Source organism: Pseudomonas rosaeacicularis, from assembly GCF_057128745.1.
The window spans coordinates 175136-194904 of the sequence record NZ_JBSKHT010000006.1; the positions used below are offsets into that span (position 1 = coordinate 175136).

A 19769-nucleotide genomic window follows, 5' to 3' on the forward strand; every position below is an offset into this window, starting at 1 on the left:
CAAATTTTTAGCGTCAGATTGATGCCGATTCATGGCTTTTTGATTGCATCCTGCAATCAACCAAAACCCCCGTCCGTACGGGTCAATGTGCCATATCCGAAGCTGGATTCGAGGGGCAGACTGTCGCCGAAACAGATGTTTCAGGCCGTTTAAAATTTGCCAGCCGGTCCTCCGAAAGCCCCTACCTGACTAGCCAGATTATTTTTCTTTGCTATACCCATGACTATCCGGATGGATGCCAAACATCTGTGTTTGGTTAAAAAAAATTCAGCTAACACCACTCGTTTGAGTGTGAGCTGTTTGAGCGCAAGCCAGGACAACCGAAGTCTGGCGCGCGCGTATGGAAATGGCAGGAGCCGTTATGGACAATATTGTAGTCGCCGATAAATCCACATCCGAAATTTCTGCAAATGCCTGGGGTAATGTTCAACTTTCCAAAGCCAGCGTGGTGCAATTGCCGGTGTCGCCCCGAGAGGTCGCCACTGTCAGCCGCAACGGTCAAGACCTGACGGTCACGCTCAAATCCGGTGAACACATCACCGTGAGCAACTTCTTCAACACCGACCCCAACGGTGTTGGCAGCGACATGGTGTTCCAGGCTGAAGACGGAACCCTTTGGCAGGGTCAGTACAGCCGCGAAGCGTTCGCCGGTTTTACCTTCGAAGAAATCTCCTCCCTTGATGCCTTGCTCGCAACTACGGGAGTGGTCGGCAGCGCCACGCCGGAATTTGCCATTGCCGGGTTAGGGCTATTAGGCGTAGGCGGCGCGGCGGCAGCCACTGGCGGAGGCGGTGGTGGTGGCGGCGGAGGCAACAATGCCGGTGACGTTACCCCGCCCACTGCGCCCGGGAATGTGACGGTCTCGGCGGACGGTTTGACCGTACGCGGTATTGGTGAGGCCGGGGCCACAATCAATGTCCGTGACACGCGGGGCACTCTGCTCGGCTCCACCGTGGTCGGGGCCGATGGTACGTTCACCGTTCCCTTGAATACGCCACAGGTTAACGGTGCTCCGCTGGTGGTTGACCAGACCGATACGGCCGGCAACGTTTCGCCTTCGACCCCGATCACCAGCCCGGACACTACAGCGCCGGCTGCCCCAACCAATCTGGCAGTCGCCGCCGATGGCTTGACCCTCACCGGTAGCGGTGAAGCGGGCGACACCGTGACCGTGCGCGACGCCAACGGCAATGTGCTGGGCAGCGCCGTCGTGGGCGCGGACGGTACATTCACGGTCCCGCTCAGTTCATCGCAAACCAACGGCCAGACCCTTTCTGTCGGCCAGACTGACCCGGCAGGCAACGCTTCGGCCCAAGTGCCTGTCACCGCAGCCGACACCACTGCTCCCAATGGCCCGACCAATCTGGCAGTCGCCGCCGATGGCTTGACCCTCACCGGTAGCGGTGAAGCGGGCGACACCGTGACCGTGCGTGATGCCAATGGCAATGTGCTTGGCACCGCTGTTGTCGGTGCGGACGGCACGTTTACTGTTCCGCTCAGCTCATCGCAAACCAACGGCCAGAACCTTTCTGTCGGCCAGACCGACCCCGCTGGCAACGCCTCAGCGCAAGTCCCTGTGACCGCTGCCGACACCACCCCTCCCGCTGCCCCGACCAACCTGGCAGTCGGCGCCGATGGCTCGACCCTCACCGGTGCCGGTGAAGCAGGCGCCACCGTGACCGTGCGTGATAGCAATGGCAATGTGTTGGGCAGCGCTGTCGTGGCTGCGGACGGTACTTTCACTGTCCCGCTCAGCACACCGCAAACCAACGGCCAGATACTTTCTGTCGGCCAGACTGACCCCGCTGGCAACGCCTCAGTACAAGTTCCTGTCACCGCAGTCACCGACGGCGACATCACGCCTCCCGCCGGGCCGACCAATCTTGCAGTGGGCGCCGATGGCCTGAGCCTCACGGGTAGCGGTGAAGCAGGTGCGACCGTGACGGTGCGTGATGCCAACGGCAATGTGCTCGGCAGCGCTATCGTGGGCGCGGACGGTACTTTCACGGTCCCGCTCAGCTCATCGCAAACCAACGGCCAAACGCTTTCTGTCGGCCAGACCGACCCGTCTGGCAATGCCTCCGTGCAAGTGCCTGTGACCGCCGGCGATACCACAGCTCCCGCCGGCCCGGCCAATCTTGCAGTCGCCGCCGATGGCTCGACCCTCACCGGTAGCGGTGAAGCGGGCGCCACCGTGACCGTGCGCGATGCCAACGGCAACGTATTAGGCAGCGCGGTGGTGGCTGCGGACGGCACGTTTACTGTCCCTCTCAGTTCGTCGCAAACCAACGGCCAGACGCTTTCCGTCGGCCAGACCGACCCTGCTGGCAACGCTTCAGCGCAAGTGCCTGTCACCGCTGCCGACACCACGGCCCCCGGTGCACCGGGCGCGCTGGTGTTCAATGCTGATGGCTCACAACTGACCGGCACCGCCGAACCTGGCGCCACCGTGCAAGTGCGTGCGGCAGACGGAACCCTGCTCGGCACTGCGATCGTCGCGGCCGACGGCACCTTCACCCTGACCTTCAGCCCCGCGCAGGATGCGGGACAAAATCTTTCTGTCAGCGCGGTCGATGCGGCCGGTAACGCCTCTGGTGCCAGCGCAATTACCGCGCCGGATGTCGGCACAACACCTCCGGTCGACACCACCCCTCCAGCCGCCCCGACCGACGTCGCCATCAGCGGCAACGGCGCACAGCTCAGCGGGCGTGGCGAAGCGGGCGCGACGGTGACCATTCTCGACGCCAGTGGCAATATCCTGGCAACAGGCACCGTCGGCGCCGATGGTCTGTTCAATGTACCGCTGGCCCCTGCCCAGATCGGTGGTCAGTCGTTGACCGTGACGCTGACCGACGCGGCCGGCAACGTGTCCGATAACGTCGCGGTGTCTGCGCCGGACCTGAGTCAGCCTCTTGCACCGGAAAATCTTGCGGTATCGATCGACGGCCTGACCCTGACCGGGACAGGTCAGCCCGGATTGCGAATCTTCGTGCGCAATGCGCTCGGCCAAGTCATCGGTGTGGGCAGGGTTGAGGCGGACGGCACCTTCGCGGTGACGCTCGACTCCGCGCAAGTGAACGGCGAAGTGCTGGACGTCAACGCGGTCAACGACAACGGCAACAGCACCGCCGCCGTGCTGGTGACTGCACCGGACAGCACCGCACCGGCCCCGGTGACTGATCTGAAGGTGAGCCCGGACGGCGCCACGCTTTCGGGCAAAGGCGAAGCCGGCGATACCGTCACCGTACGCGACGCCAACGGCAACGCCTTGGCCAGCGCCACGGTTGCAGCCAACGGCACCTTCATTATCACGCTGGCCCCGCCCGTGGCAGAAGGCGTCGTGCTCACCGTCAGTCAGGCGGATGCCGCAGGCAATGTGTCGACCGCCACCGACGTGACCGTGCCAGATGGCAGCGGCCCCGTTGCGCCGGTCAACCCGGTGCTGAGCGCCGACGGCATCCACGTCACCGGCAACGGCACGCCGGGCAATACCATTGAAGTGCGCGATGCCAACGGCAATGTGCTGGGCAGCGTAGTCGTGGCGCCGAATGGCACCTACGACGTATCGCTGACCGCGCCTCAGCTCAATGGGGAATTGCTGGAAGTCGTGGCAATTGCCCCGAACGGCGCAGAATCGGTGCCGACTCTATTGCCAGCTCCCGACGTCACTGCACCCGATCAACCGGTCGCGCTGGCAGTAAACCCTAACGGCCTGGTGGTCAGTGGTCGGGGCGAGCCCGGCGCCACAGTGACCGTCAAGGATGCACAAGGAAATGTGCTGGGCACCGCTGTTGTTGCGTCAACCGGCAGCTTTGCAGTCACCCTTCCCACCGCGCAGATCGATGGACAATCGCTGCAGGTCACCTTGACCGATGCCGCCGGCAATACCAGCGCCCCGCTGGCTGTCACCGCCCCAGACCTCGACGGCCTGCTGACGCCCAGCAATATCAGCGTGGATACCGCCGGCACGTTGTTGACGGGCAATGGCGAAGCCGGTTCAACGATTACCGTGACCGACAGTGCAGGCGCAGTACTTGGCACGGCGGTAGTTGGCGCCAATGGCACCTTCAGCGTCGTCCTCAACAGCCCGCAGAACAACGGGCAGACCCTGCAGATCAGTGCAGTCGATGGCACCGGCAATACCGCCCAAGTGCCTTACACCACTAACGATACGCAACCGCCTGCGGCCGTGACCGCGCTGACATTCGACGCGTCGGGCAGCGTGCTCAACGGTATCGGCGAACCCGGTGCGACAGTCACCGTGCGTGATGCCAATGGCCTGGTATTGGGCACAGCGGTGGTCAACGGCGACGGCACTTTCAGCGTTGCGCTCAGCACCGCACAAGACAATGCAGAGTCCTTGCAGGTGGTTCAGGCCGATGCGGCGGGCAACGTTTCGGTCGCCGTGACTGCCACGGCCCCGGATCTCACCCCTCCGGCTGCACTGACCAACCTGGGGATTTCCGCCAATGGCGCTGTCGTCAGCGGCGACGGCGAGGTCGGTGCCACGGTCAAGGTGGTGAACAGCCAGGGTGTGCTCCTTGGCAGCGCAGTCGTGGGCGCCAACGGGCACTTCGACGTCACGCTGAACCCTGCGCAAGTCAATGGCGAGGCGCTCAGCGTCAGTCAAACCGATCCCGCGCAGAATGTTTCTCCAGTATCACCGCTGGATGCGCCGGACATTCAGGCGCCAGATGCACCGATCATTCTGGTGCGCGCGGCCGATGGCATCACCATTAGCGGTACCGGTGAAGCAGGCGCCACGGTGACCATCCGCGATGCCAACGGCATTGCTCTGGGCAGCGCGGTCGCAGCGGCCGACGGCTCATTCACGATTACGCTGTCCAGCGCTCAGCGCAACGGTCAGCCGCTTGAAATCAGCCAGGCAGATGGCGTAGGCCAGGTGTCGGTGGTGGTGGCTTTCAACGCCATTGATAACACCCCTCCGGCCACACCGACCGCTCTGCAGGTCAGCCTCAACGGCGCAAGCCTCACCGGTATCGGTGAAGCCGGCAGCACAGTGATTGTGCGCGGCGCCAACAACGCTCAACTGGGCACCGCAGTGGTCGCCAGCGACGGAACGTTCTCGGTGTTCTTGAGCCCGCCGCAACTAAACGGGCAACAATTGAGCGTCAGCGCCACCGACGGCACCAACGTATCCCCTAATGTCAGCCTCCAGGCCCCCGACTTCAGTGCGCCGGACGCGCCGTCAAACCTGGCCGTTGCAGCAAACGGCACCCTGCTGACCGGTACTGCCGAACCCGGCACCACGGTCACGGTCAGAGGCGCTAATGGCGCTGTGCTGGGCACCGCGCCAGTGGATGCCAATGGCGACTTCAGCGTGCCGTTGAGCACACCGCAACTCAACGGGCAAACCGTGTCGCTGGTGGTGACCGATGCTCAAGGCAACGCTTCGCAACCGTTCTCTTTCCCGGTACCAGATGTAACGCCGCCTGTGGCAGTTGCCAACCTGGTGATCAGTCCGGACGGCCACACTGTGTCCGGCACCGGGGAAGCCGGTACTACCGTGACCATTACCCGTGGCGATGGACTGGTGCTGGGCACCGGGCAGATCAACGCCAACGGCGTGTTCGTGGTGACGCTGACCACAAACGCCGTGACCGCCGACACCCTGACCGTGATCTCCACCGATGGCGCCGGCCTGAACTCACCTCCCGTCACATTAAGCGGGCCCGATGGCACCGGACTGCCAGCACCGACGAATCTTGCGCTGTCGGTTGACGGCTTTACCCTGACTGGCCTCGGCGTCGCGGGCACTACCGTGACTGTCGCCGGCACTGGCAACGCTGTCTTGGGTTCGGCCCTCGTAGGCAGCGACGGTACGTTCTCGGTCATTCTGGGATCGGCCCAGCTCAACGGCCAAATCCTCCAGGTCACCGCGTCCAACGGCATCGTAACTTCGGTGCCGGGCACATTGACTGCCGGGGACACTACCGCGCCGGATGCGCCGACCAATCTGCTGGTCAGCACCGATGGCAGCGCACTCAGTGGTCGCGGCGAAGCCGGTGCCACCGTGACGGTCAAAAACGCCGCAGGCGCGGTGATCGGCAGTGCGGTCGTTGATAGCAACGGCCTGTTCTCGGTCGCCCTGTCCCCTTCCCAGCTCAATGCCGAAACCCTGACCGTGCGGCAAACCGACCTGAAACTGAACGAGTCACAACCGGGCAGCACCATCGCGCCGGACCTGCAATCACCACTGGCCCCGACCGGCGTGTCCATCAACGCTGGCGGCACGGTCGTCACCGGGCAAGGCGAAGCGGGCACTACCGTTAATGTGCGCGACGCCCAAGGCAATCTGCTGGCAACCGGCACTGTCGATCCGAGCGGCAACTTCCAGGTCACACTGCCGAACGCTCAACTGACCGGCGCACCGCTGCAAGTGCAACTGGTGGACGGCGCCAATCATCTATCTCCTGTCACCAGCGTCACCACCCTGGACCGTACACCGCCAGCAGCGGTGACTGACCTCACCATTACCGGCGATGGCGTCACCCTCGCCGGCCACGGCGAAGCAGGCGCAACGGTCAACGTGCGTGATGCCAGCGGCGTATTGCTGGGCACCACTGTGGTTGGCGCCACTGGCTTGTTCAGCGTCAATCTGTCGCCGGTGCCGAACAACGGGCAGACCCTTGAAGTCACCCAGACCGATCCGAGCGGCAACGTCTCGGCGGCGGACAGCATTATCGCGCCGGACATCAGCCCGCCAGCGGCCTTGACCGATGTGGTGCTCAACGCCGACGGCCTCACTGTCACCGGCCACGGCGAACCCGGCGCGACGGTTTTCGTGCGCAGCGCGGGCGGCCTGGTGCTGGGCAGCGGGCTGGTGGACGGCAGCGGCTCGTTCAGCCTGACGCTCAACACCATACAAAACAACGCGCAAATCCTGACCGTCAACCAGGAGGACCCACCAGGCAACGAAGGCGCTGCGGTCACTGTCATCGCGCCGGACTTCGTGGCCCCGGTAGATCCAAGCGGTCTGAGCTTGAACGCCAGCGGCCTGCAACTCACCGGTCTGGGCGAAGCTCGCAGCACCGTCACGGTCACCGATGCACAAGGTCGTGTGTTGGGCACAGCGGTAGTGGCGGACAACGGCACCTTCCAGGTGACACTCAATGCACCACAACTCAACAGCCAGGTGCTCAGCGTCAAGGCTGCCGATGCGGCGGGCAATTTGTCGGCAGCGGTTCCTTATACCGCCGCTGACCTGACCGCCCCCGTGCCGGTCAGCAACCTGGCCGTGGCCCCGAACGGCGCCACGCTCACCGGCTTGGGTGAAGCCGGAGCCACCGTCAGCGTGACCAACGCCCTGGGTGTTGTCATCGGCACTGGCAACGTTGCCAGCAACGGCACCTTCAGCGTGACGCTGGCTCCCGGCGTCACTGCCGGGGATGCACTGAGCGTGGTTCAGACCGACGCGGCGCTCAACGTTTCGCCAGCCACATCCGTCACCGCGCCCGGCATTCTGGCGCCGAGCGCGCCGACCGGTCTGGTGCTGAGTGTAGACGGCTTGACCGTGACCGGCACCGCTGGCGCCGGGACGCTTGTGACCGTGCGCAGCCTCAGTGGTGCGCAACTGGGCACTGCGCTCGCAGGCGTCGACGGCACGTTCAGCGTGACCCTGAGTGCTGCGCAGATCAACGGCGAAACGCTGTCGGTCAGCGCATCGAGCAGCGACGGCCTCAACTCGCTGCCGACTCAGCTGGTGGCCAACGACACCTCACCTCCTGCGCCGATCACCGACTACCATCTGGCAGCAAACGGCATCACGCTCACCGGGCGTGGCGAAGCCGGGGCGACTGTCTCGGTTGCAGGTCAGGGCGGAGTCGTTCTGGGCACTGCGGTGGTGGCTGCCGATGGCACCTTCACCGTGGCGCTCACCCCTGCGCAGACTGCAGGCCAGGTTCTGAGCCTGGAGCAGACCGATGCCAAGGGCAACGAATCGGTGGCGGTCAACCTGACTGCGCCAGACCTCGTCGCGCCCCTCGCGGCTACCGGCGTTGCTGTTAGCGCCAGCGGCCTGGTGGTCTCAGGTACGGGCGAAGCCGGTGCGACGGTAACGGTCAAGGATGTATCAGGTCTGGTGCTCGGCACCGGCGTGGTCCAGGTGGATGGCAGCTTCCAGGTCAACCTCTTGAGCCCGCAGGCCAACGGTGAAAAACTGGCCGTGACCCTGACCGACGCCAGCGGCAACGTCTCCGCTGCTGTGCAGACCTCCATCGACACCACCGCACCGCTGGCATTGACCGGTGTGGCCATCGCGGGCGACGGCGCGACCATTTCCGGTCGTGGCGAAGCGGGTGCGACGGTCATTGTGCGCAACAGCGCGGGCACCTCCATCGGCAGTGTTGTCGTGGGTGACACCGGCGCTTTCACGCTGGTATTGGCTGTTCCACTGAAAAACGCCGAAGCAATCACTGTCACTCAGACGGACCCTTCGCTCAACGTATCGCCGAGCATCGGACTCACTGCACCGGACCTCACGCCACCGGCGCCACTGGCTGGCGTGGCAATCAACAACGCAGGCGTGGTAGTGACAGGCACGGGCGAGCCCGGCGCAACCGTCACCGTCCGCGATCCAGGCGGCGTGGTGATCGGTACCACGTTGGTGCTGGCCAACGGCAGCTTCAGCGTCACGCTGAGTACGCCACAGATCAACCACCAGATCCTGCAGGTTCAGCAGGCCGATCCTCCTGGCAACGTCAGCACATCCGTTCCGGTCACCGCGCCGGATCTGACCCCGCCCGGTGTGCCGATCGAACTGCATATCAGCAACGACGGCTTGACAGTGACCGGCACCGGGGAAGCAGGCACCACCGTCAGCATCACGCCACTGGGCGGGACGTCCGTGGGCACCGGCACGGTCGGCGCTGACGGCCATTTCTCCATCACATTGACCGCCGCGCAAATCAACGGCCAGACCTTGCTCGTGGTACTGACCGACGCGGCCAACAACGCCTCGGCGGCGGGGACGCTGCCTGCACCGGACACCACGCCGCCTGCGCCAGTGGTACTGACGCCGGTCACGCCGATCGACGCGACGGGCAGCATTGTCACCGGTACCGGCGAGCCGGGTGCCCGGTTGGTGATCACCAATAATCTGGGAGACACCGTCGGCACCGGCCTGGTCGCCAGTGACGGCAGCTTCCGGGTCGAACTGAGCACGCCGCAGAGAAACGGCGAAACCCTGACGGTGATTCAACAAGACCCAACGGGTAATCCATCCACCGGCGTGACCCTCATTGCGCCCGATACCACCGCACCTGCGGCGCCGGTCATTGTTTCGTTGAGCGCCAACGGCGTCACACTCAGCGGTACCGGTGAAGCGGGCGCGACTGTTCACGTCTACAGCAGCGCTATCCCGCCCGTGCAACTGGGCCAGATGGTGGTCGATGCCGACGGCACGTTTAGCGTGTCGTTGAATCCGCCACAGCTCAACGGCCAAGTGCTCAACCTTGTCCAGGAAGATGCGGCGGGCAATGACTCCGGCAATCTGAGTTACACCGTTCCGGACGTTCAGGCCCCTACCCTCGCTACCGGTCTGACCCTCAGCTCCAACGGGTTGGTGGTCGAAGGCAACGGTGAGGTCGGCGCCAGCGTCAAGGTCCTCAGCGGCACCACGGTAATCGGCATCGCAACGGTTGGAGCCGATGGACACTTCAGCGCCACCTTGAATCCTGCACAATTGAACGGCGGGCAACTGGGTGTCACGCTGACCGATGCCAAAGGCAACGTGCTCGTCACACCGGCTTCGTTGCTGGTACCGGATGTCACTGCGCCGGACGTACCGACGGTGACTGCTGTCACCGACACCACGGTGACCGGGACCGCTGAAGCAAATAGCTTCGTCACGGTGTTCGCCGGTGGCGTGAGCGTAGGAACCACTCAGGCCAACGGGACAGGCAACTATGTGGTCACGCTGACCACCGCGCAAAACGCCGGCCAACCCCTGACCGTTGTTGCCAGGGATGCAGCGAACAATACCTCCGCGCCGTTGAGCTTCAATGCTCACGACAGCACACCTCCCGGCCTCGTCACCCAACTGACCATCAGTGCCGATTACGCTCAACTGGCAGGCCACGGCGAAGCAGGCGCTACAGTGTCCATCCGCTCGGGAGTCACGGTCCTGGGTACTGCGCTGGTCGATGCCAACGGAAACTTCACGTTCACCTTTGGCACCCCCATCACCACGTCGACCGTGCTGAGCATCATCCAGACCGACGTCGCGGGTAACCCTTCATTGCCTGCGCCGTTTACCCCACCTCCGACACCTGCACCTGGCGCACCTGCCGCAGTACTTTCGGCTGATGGCCTGACCGTCTCCGGTACAGCCGCTGTGGGCAGCACGGTTACCGTGTACGGCAACAACGGACTGCCACTGAACACCGGTGTTGCGTTGGATGGCACCTACACCATCTTGCTGCCGACCGCGCAGACCAACGGTGAAACGCTGCAGGTCACCGCTAGCACTACGCTGGGCGGCAACTCGCTTCCCACCATCGTGACGGCGCTCGACACTACCCCACCTGCCGCGCTGCTCGCTCCGACCATCAACGCTACAGGCACTTTGGTGACGGGCACCGGTGAAGTCGGCGCGCTGGTCACTATCAAATCAGCAGCAGGAGAAGTGCTTGGGACTGGCAGCGTCACCGCCAGCGGCACCTTCAGCGTGACCCTCATCCCGGCGCAAGCCAACGGTCAGGTGCTGACCGCGCTGCAGACCGATCGTGCAGGCGCAGGTCTGGATTCTCAACCAACAGCTATCAACGCGCCGGACATTACTCCGCCCCCTATTGCGACCAATCTGTTGTTGAACGGGACCGGCCTGCAACTGAGCGGTGCGGGAGAAATCGGCGCAGCCGTCACTGTGCGCGACGGTGCGGGCAACCTGCTCGGCACCGGCACGGTCGGCGCCGCAGGCACCTTCAACATCGCGCTCTCGGCGGCGCAACTCAACGGCGGAACCGTCAACGTCACGCTGACCGATGGGGCGAACAACACGTCCCTGCCCGCCTCGCTCAATGTGCTGGACACCACCGCGCCCAACGCGCCGGGCAACCTGGCGCTGAGCACCAACGGCCTGCAACTGAGCGGTACTGGCGAAGCGGGTGCCCGAGTGGTCGTCACTGACAACCTGGGTAATCCGCTGGGCAATGCGCTTGTGGGCGCCAACGGTGTGTTTACCGTGCAACTCACTGCCGCGCAGCTCAACGGCGAAACCCTCACCGTGCGCCAGACCGACGCCGCCACTAACGTCTCGGCACCTGGAACGCTGGTCGTAGCCGACATCACTGCGCCATTAATCGCCAGCAATCTGAGTGTGGCCGCCAATGGCACCGCAGTCAGCGGGCAAGGCGAAGCAGGCACCACCGCGAAAGTGTATGGCGCCAGCGGCGAACTGTTGGGCAGTGCACAGGTGGGCAGTAACGGCTTGTTCACCGTGACATTGACCCCTGCCCAGGCCGACGGCCAGGCGTTGACGGTTCGTCTGAACGACGGCTCCAACAACGTTTCGCCTTCGCTCGGGATCACTGCTCCTGACATCACTGCGCCCGTCGCACCCGCGACGGGCATCGTCAATGCCAGCGGCACGTTGGTCACCGGGACAGGCATCGTCGGGGATCAGATCGTTGTGCGCAGTGCCAATGGCATCCTGTTGGGCAGCGCTATCGTGGCAGCCGACGGTACCTACTCGGTCTCGATACCCGCGCAAATCAACAATCAAGTGTTGAGCATCACCCAACTCGATGCCGCGCTTAACGTGTCGGCACCTATCAATGCCACTGCGCCAGACCTGACGCCACCCCCAGCAGCAGGTTCGCTGCTGGTCAGCGCAGACGGCTTGACCCTGACCGGTAACGCGGAAGCGGGCTCGATCGTCACCGTCACCAACGCCGCCGGGACCACCATCGGCACCGGCACCGCTGCGGCCAACGGCACTTTCACCCTCACTCTGAACAGCGCGCAGATCAACGGCGAGGTGTTGAAAGTCACCCTCGCTGACATCAAGGGCAACGTCTCGCCGAGCACCAACGTCACGGCGCCAGACATCGACGTCAATCTGCCGGTCATCGCCAGCGATAATCTGGCGACGGCCACCGTGACCCTCACACCGGCGACAACGGTGCGCAACTACGCGGACAGCTTTCTGACCGTTCTGGGCCTAGGCACTCAAACCAAGGCGTTTGCCTTCACGGTCAACAGCGGCGAGACGGCTCACTCAACTCTGACGCTGACCACTGGCAACATTCTGGAATTGGCGTCCAACGGGACCTATACGCTGCAAGTCAAGGACGCGACGGGCGCCTGGGTGACGATCGGTGTGGCGGGGAATGGCTCGCCAATCAATCTGGCCCTGCTCGGCGGCACAGGTCTGGTGGTCGATATGGGCACCTTGATCGCTGGTGACTACCGTCTGGTTGCCAGCACTGCGTCGCTTACCCTGTTGCAGGTCGTCAACTCCAACCTGCACATGGACGTTACCAGCCTCACCCAGTTCAATGGGGTTGCGGGCGCAGCAGTCACCGGTAACGTGATCACGGACATCGGCACCGATGGGACGCGCGACATCACTGGGCCGGACAACGGTGCGGTGCTGCAAGTGCTCAAGGCGGGCGCTTTCGTCAATGCGTCTGCAGGCACTACGGTTCAGGGGCTGTACGGCACGCTGACCATCGACGGCCAGGGTAATTACAGCTACACACCGAACGGCAGTGCGGCCAGCGTCGGCAAAGTTGACGTCTTCACTTACCAGTTGGTGCACAGCAACGGGCTCAGCGATTCGGCCAGCTTGTTTGTGCGCATCGACAGCCCACAGGCGGTGGAGGTCTGGAGCAACTCCAACCTGGCGGCGCCAGCGGTAGTAGTGGATGCGACCAATGACTTGGCGACCACTGACGTCACCCTGGTTCATCCGGTGACCCACGATGTGTCGACACTGGGCACAGCCGGCGCAGTGTTGGGCTCGATTTCCGGCGCCTACACCTTCAGCGTGCTGGCCAATACCGTCAGCGACCTGACCCTGACCGTGCAGCCCGTCAGCCTGCTGAACCTGCTGCCGACGCTGACCCTGGGGCTGTACAAACTCGACACCACCACCGGCAGCTACGTGTTGGTCAAGAGCTGGGGTGGCAATTCACTGCTGACCCTGGGCGGCGGCACCTACGGCGTCACCGTTGAAGATCAGACGCCGGGCACCTACCGGGTCAACGTCTCCGTCACCGGTGTCGCGCTGTTGAACACCGTGACGGTCGGTCTGATCAACGATGCCACGGTGACCAACCTGAACGTGATCGGCAGCAGCACGCCGGTGTCCGGCAACCTGTTCACCGACACCGCAGGCGCAGGGCCCGATGTACTGGGCTCGTCTTTTACCTCGCTGGCGGTGTTGGCGTCGGGCGCCTACGTGCTGCCGGGCTACAACGGCACCAGTGTGGTCGGCACCTACGGCACCTTGCTGGTCAAGGCAGACGGCAGCTACACCTACGCGCTCAAGGCCGGTCTGACCGATGCGGCGGTTGGGCACACGGATGTCTTCAACTATCAACTGACCCACCCCAACGGCACCACCGATACGGCGACGCTGACCATTGACCTGCATCAGGCCGGCACCAGTGCAGTCGCCAGTGTGGCGGCGTTCAGCCTGGTCGATGACAGCGCCACAACAGCAGCACTCACCACTCAGGAGGCGATCAACAATCACGTAGTGATTCAGGGCAGCGACGGCAACAACGAGCTGAACGTTGCTCACGCGGGTGGCGCCATCACCCTCAACGGCGGCGCGGGCAATGACACGCTGATCGTCGTTGACCAGCACTTCGCCTCCGTGGACGGCGGCACCGGCACCGACACCCTGATGTGGGCAGGCGGCGATGCGAGCATCGACCTCGGGAACTTGCAGGGCCGCCTGCACAACATCGAAGTCATTGACCTCAATGCCACCAGCGCCGTGAAGCTCACGCTGAACCTGTCGGACCTGGTGGCCGTTACCGAAGCCGACCACAGCACGTTGCTGATCAAGGGTACGCAGCAGGACAGCGTGCACATGACCGGCGAGTGGTCTGCGGACGGCACGCACCTGGCTGCAGGGCTGGAATACACCCAATACACACCGCAGGAGGACCCGACCCACCATCTTTGGGTGCAGAACGGCGTACAGGTGGTTTAAGCCTGAGCGCCAGCCACAAAAAAAAACAGGAAACGCGCGCTGCCATAGCAGCGCGCCAGGGACCGACAGTAAGGGATTTATGTGAAGTCAGCCTGTGTTATCCGGCAGGTGCCCATCGCGATATTGGCGATGGGCGTACTGCTTGCCAGTCGCAACGCAGCGAGTGCCGACGAGCACATCGCCCCCGCACTCAGAAACCTGAGCCCCAGCCAATTACAGGAGCATCGCCCTACCCGTAACACCGCTCCTGCCCGTAACGCAAAGATGCCCAGCGCGCCGGCCGTTGCCAGTGCGTCGACTTTGCCCATGGATGAGGCCATTCAGCAGGCCGTGGGTTGGAATCCGAGTATCGGCCAATCGGTCGGCGCGCTTTATCAGCAGGCCGAAGGCATAAACGTGGCCGAAGCCGGTTACTACCCGCAGATCAGCGGCGGGGTCAGATCCGGTTACAGCAGCGGCAACAGCGTTGAAGGTGACAGTCAGTCACTGAGCATTTCGCTCAAGCAGATGCTCTACGACTTCGGCAAAGTCTCGAACGCCGTACAGGCCGCAAAAGCCAGGGTTGCGCGCAGTCAGGCGCAGATTCTGGTGTCCATCGACCAGGTCGCCCGCGACACGGCCTACGCCTACATCGAGGTGCAGCGTTATCGCAACTTGCTGGAGATCGCCAGGGCGCAGATTAAAGGCATCGGTGACATCGTCGAGCTGGCCCGGCAACGCAGCGACATGGGCGCCAGCACCCGATCCGATGTGGTGCAGGCGCAATCACGCTCCGAAGGCGGGATCGCGACGCTGCAGCAATTCAAGGCGCAATACGCGCGCTGGCAAGCGACTCTCAGCAACCTGATGGGGCAAACCACCACCGCCGAGGTCACCGACGGATTCCCCATCGCGGCGGCCAAGGCCTGTGACAACCCGGACACATCGATCGATGCCATCCCCGCCGTTCTCGCAGCCCTTGCCCAGCGCAACGAGGCACAGGCCGAATTGGCCGGCGCCAAGTCCCAGGCGTATCCGACGGTGTCACTTGAGCCGTCGATCAACCATTACCTGGACAACAACTACAACCAGAACAATCCCTACGCTGACAGGACCCAGGCCGGGATTTATCTGAACGTCGAAGTACCGATTTACCAGGGCGGCGCGATCAGTGCCCGAAGCCGCGCAGCCGGTTATGCGCTGACGGCCGCCGATTCGGCCGAGGACACCGCGCGCCTGCAAGCTACCCAGGGTCTGGCCGAAGCCCAGGCGCAAACGTCCGGTCTGTCGCAACGCCTCGGCGCACTGGAGCAGCGCCAGACCAGCATCAGCGAAGCCCGCTCGCTGTATGGCCGCCAGTATCTGGATCTGGGCACGCGCCCGCTGCTGGACTTGCTCAACGCCGAGCAGGAAATCCACCAGTCGCGCTTTGATCTGGCCAACACGGTGGCCGACATGCGTCGCCTGCAAATCGATTGCCTATACAACAGCGGCGGCCTGCGTCGAGCGTTCAGGCTCGATGACAGTACGGTGCAGGGTGTGAGGATACTGCCATGAACGACGCCGTCATGATTACCACCGCCGCGCCAGAGCCTGGCCCCGCAGCGCCCGATTACGATCAATGGATGGAAGCGATCCTGCTGGTGGCCCGCCATTACCGGCTCAACGTCTCCGAAGAAACCGTGCGCATCGCCTCCCTGCGTCATGATCGCAAGCTTGACGACGTGGTCCGGCAAATGGCGCGACAGGCCGGGCTGACCATCAAGTTCGCCGGCAAACTGCCCAAAGACCTCAACCGCTGGCGCATGCCGTTAGTGGTCGAGCTGCACGACGGCCAGGTCGGCGTGGTGCAAAGCGTTGACGAGGAGCAAGTCGGCATCGCCCTGAGTGGCGATCAAGGGCTGCAAAATCGCATGCCTTTAAAGGCACTGGGCGAACAACTGAGCCGCACGGTCATCCTGCGTCCGGCGCGGCCGCTGAGCGATGTGCGCACCGATGACTACGTGCAGCCGTTTGACGAGCACTGGTTTCGGCGCATCGTGCTACGCGATCTGCGGCCCTACGGCCATGTGATGATTGCGTCGCTGGTCGCCAACTTGCTGGGCATGGCCGGCGTGCTGTTTTCGATGCAGGTCTATGACCGGGTGATACCCGCCGAATCCCTGCCCACGCTGTACGTGCTGTTCAGCGGCGTAATGCTGGCGGTGATCTTCGACTTCGTCATGCGCATCATGCGTCTGCGCATCACCGACCTGCTGGGCAAGCGTGCGGATTTGCGTGTGTCTGATCTGGTCTACGGCCACGCGCTGCGACTGCGCAATTCGGCACGTCCCAAGTCCACCGGCTCGTTTATCGCGCAGTTGCGCGAGCTGGAGCAGATCCGCGACTTGATCACCTCAAGCACCGCCACGGCGCTGGCTGACTTTCCGTTCTTCTTGCTGTTCCTGCTGATCTTTTATTTGATCGGCGGGTCATTGGTGGCGATCCCGCTGGTGGCTCTGGTGCTGATGGTGCTGCCCGGCTTTATGTACCAGCGCAAACTGGCACGGCTGGCCAACGCGAACATGCGCGAGTCCGCCCTGCGCAACGCAATGCTGGTGGAGAGCGTGCAAGGCCTGGACGACATCAAATGCCTGCAGGCCGAACAACGCTTTCAGGAGCAGTGGAATCACTACAACGCCGCCACGGCCGACAGCGGTTTGCAACTGCGCACGCTGACCAACGGACTGGTCGCCTGGACGCAGAATGTGCAGAGCGGCGTGTTTGCCGTGGTCATCGTGTTTGGCGCGCCGATGGTGATCGCGGGCGATTTGACCACCGGCAGTCTGGTCGCGGCATCCATGCTCGCCTCGCGGATGATGGCGCCGATGGCGCAGCTGACTCATGTGCTGACTCGCTGGCAACAAGCCAAGGTCGCGCTGCAGGGTTTGAACCGGCTAATGCAACTGCCGGTGGATCATCCCGAAGGCAGCAAGCGCGTGCACATGCCGGCGATTCGCGGCGACTACCACTTGAAAAATGTCAGCATTCGCTACGCCGAAGAAACCTCCCCGGTGCTGGAAATCAGTGAGCTGAAAATACGCCCCGGCGAGCGCATCGCCCTCCTCGGCCGCAACGGCGCGGGCAAGTCCACGCTGCTACAAGGGCTGGCGGGCGCGATGGATCTGGCCACCGGTCATTTCACCCTCGACGGCATCGCCATGGCGCACATCGACCCCGCCGACCTGCGCCGTGATGTCGGCCTGCTGCAGCAACATGCGCGGCTGTTCCACGGCACCCTGCGCGACAACCTCACGCTGGGCGCAGGCCAGGCCAGCGATCAGGAGCTGGTTTCGGTTCTGGCCATCAGTGGCGCGCTGGACTTCATCCGGCAACTGCCCAAGGGCCTCGATCACTTGATCCTCGAAGGCGGCCAAGGGCTTTCCGGCGGTCAGCGACAAAGCCTGTTGATGTCGCGACTCTTGCTGCGCCAGCCGCAAGTGCTGCTGCTGGACGAACCGACTGCATCGCTCGATGACGTCACCGAACGCAAGTTGCTGGACGACCTGGAACTGTGGAGCGAAGGCCGCACATTGGTCATCGCAACCCACCGGGTCAGCGTGCTGCAACGGGTGGACCGGATCATTGTGGTGGACGCTGGCCGGATCGTGATCGACGACAAACGTGACGCGGCGCTGGCCCGTCTCAGACAACCCAATGGAGCTCGGCCATGAACGCTGCGTCCGATGCTGTTGCGATTCGCATGCCGTCAGCGCCTGCCTCGTACCTGGATGGTTCCGATGACGCCGACGTGCGCGGTTCGACCCGAGTGGTCTGGCTGTGTGCGGTGATGCTGGCGTGCTTTCTAGGCTGGTCAGCGTGGTTTCAGGTGGTTGAAGTGTCCACCGGCACCGGCAAGGTGGTGCCCAGTTCCCGCGAGCAGGTTATTCAGTCGCTCGAAGGCGGGATCGTCACGCAGATGAACGTGTCCGAAGGCACGCTGGTGGAGCGCGGTCAGATACTGGCCCAGCTCGATCCGGTCAAGACCCAGTCCAACGTCGGCGAAAGCGAAGTCAAATACCGCGCCATGGTCGCCAGTGTTGCCCGCCTACAAGCCGAATCCAGCGGTCAGCCGTTGAAGTTTCCAGCGTCGCTGGCCGCCTGGCCAGAATTGACCCGCGCGGAAACCGAGCTGTACAACACTCGACGTCGCGGCCTGGAATCCACGTTGGCCGGCATTCAGGATTCGCTGAAACTGGTGCGCAGTGAGTTGGAGATCACCGAAAACCTGGCGAAGATCGGTGCCTCCAGCCGGGTCGAAGTGATTCGCCTGAACCGTCAGCGCTCGGAGCTGGAACTCAAGGCCACCGAGGCCCGTTCGGACTACATGGTGCGAGCCCGCGAAGACTTGGCCAAAGCCAGCGCCGAGGCCGGCACCCTTTCAGAAGTGGTACGCGGGCGTGTCGATTCACTGTCGCGACTGACACTGCGCTCGCCGGTGCGCGGCATCGTCAAGGACATCAAAGTGACGACCATCGGCGGGGTGGTGGCACCCAACGGTCAATTGATGCAGATCGTCCCGCTTGATGAACAACTGCTGATCGAAACCCGCATTGCGCCTCGAGACATTGCTTTCATCCATCCGGACCAGGAAGCGAAGGTCAAGATCACCGCCTACGACTATTCCATTTACGGCAGCCTGGACGGCAAGGTCGTGACCATCTCCCCCGACACCATTCAGGACGAAGCCAAACCTGAAGTCTTTTACTACCGGGTGTACATCCGCACTGACGCCGATGTGTTGCGCAACAAGGCGGGTAAAACCTTCGCCATCGTCCCCGGCATGATTGCCACGGTGGACATCCGTACCGGTGAGAAGACCATCCTCGACTACCTGATCAAACCGTTGAACCGGGCCAAGGAGGCATTGCGCGAGAGATGATCGCCCCAGCCTCAACGATTGGTGATGGCGCCACCGTTTTTGATCTGCTGCTGCAGCGCTTCGGCCTGCAGTACACCTTGAAAACGGCGCCACTCTTTGTTGATTTCGTTGTACGGCATGAAGATGCTCACCCGTGGCAGGTTGACCAGATCAGCACGATCAAGATCGCGAAGATCGCTCTGGGTGAGGTAAGCGACGTTAATACCGACAGCATCGCCGTCGTCGGCGAATACCGGGCCGCCCGACATGCCTTTAGCGGTTGGGCCGTCGTGGGTGCCGTAAAGAACGCCGCCGTCTTTGGCGTCCAGGCGGACCAGCGCAGGCAATGCTGTACCCGTGCCCTTGACCGGGAAATACAATGGGTTGAAACCCACTGCGGTCAGCTGCTCGCCGGCTCGAAATTCACGCCAGGTTGGGGCAGATGGCGCACTATGCTTGAAGAACTGGATATCGCCCCTGCCCTGGTAGACCGATCCGTTCAGATAAGGAATGTGCTTGACGGTTACCGCATATTCTTCGTTCCACTGCACCGCGCTACCCATCAACAGCAGGGGCATCGGTCCTCCGGAATGAACAACGAACGCTTGGTCGTAAACAGGATCCTGGGTAAAAGCGGTGGGCATTCCATTGCAACCGCTGAGTAGCACGCAGGCTACCAGAAGTGGCTTGAACGATAACATTTAG

At 63.2% G+C, this 19769-nt stretch carries 5 protein-coding genes; 4 read left to right on the forward strand and 1 reads right to left on the reverse strand.

Annotation, left to right across the window (positions count from 1 at the left end):
* The first annotated feature begins 361 nt into the window (after window positions 1-361).
* The 4 genes from ACWKWM_RS09950 to ACWKWM_RS09965 all read left to right on the forward strand — a co-directional run bounded on the left by ACWKWM_RS09950 (window position 362) and on the right by ACWKWM_RS09965 (window position 19085).
* Window positions 362-14185 carry a BapA/Bap/LapF family large adhesin gene (locus ACWKWM_RS09950; protein ID WP_483845982.1) on the forward strand — a complete coding sequence of 4608 codons (13824 nt, stop codon included), beginning with the start codon at window positions 362-364 and terminating at the stop codon, window positions 14183-14185.
* Window positions 14186-14314: 129 nt separating this feature from the next.
* Window positions 14315-15721 carry a TolC family outer membrane protein gene (locus tag ACWKWM_RS09955; RefSeq protein WP_483846061.1) on the forward strand — a complete coding sequence of 469 codons (1407 nt, stop codon included), beginning with the start codon at window positions 14315-14317 and terminating at the stop codon, window positions 15719-15721.
* Window positions 15718-17877: a type I secretion system permease/ATPase gene (locus tag ACWKWM_RS09960; RefSeq protein WP_483845983.1), complete on the forward strand. Its 2160-nt coding sequence runs from the start codon at window positions 15718-15720 to the stop codon at window positions 17875-17877. The genes ACWKWM_RS09955 and ACWKWM_RS09960 overlap by 4 nt, the downstream gene beginning before the upstream one ends.
* Window positions 17878-17906: 29 nt before the next feature.
* A complete protein-coding gene (locus ACWKWM_RS09965) occupies window positions 17907-19085 on the forward strand; it encodes an HlyD family type I secretion periplasmic adaptor subunit (protein WP_483846062.1) in 1179 nt (392 codons plus the stop codon).
* 11 nt (window positions 19086-19096) lie between these two features.
* Here the strand turns inward: ACWKWM_RS09965 and ACWKWM_RS09970 are convergent, their stop codons facing one another.
* Window positions 19097-19642: a S1 family serine peptidase gene (locus tag ACWKWM_RS09970; protein ID WP_483845984.1), complete on the reverse strand. Its 546-nt coding sequence runs from the start codon at window positions 19640-19642 to the stop codon at window positions 19097-19099.
* Window positions 19643-19769: the final 127 nt, after the last annotated feature.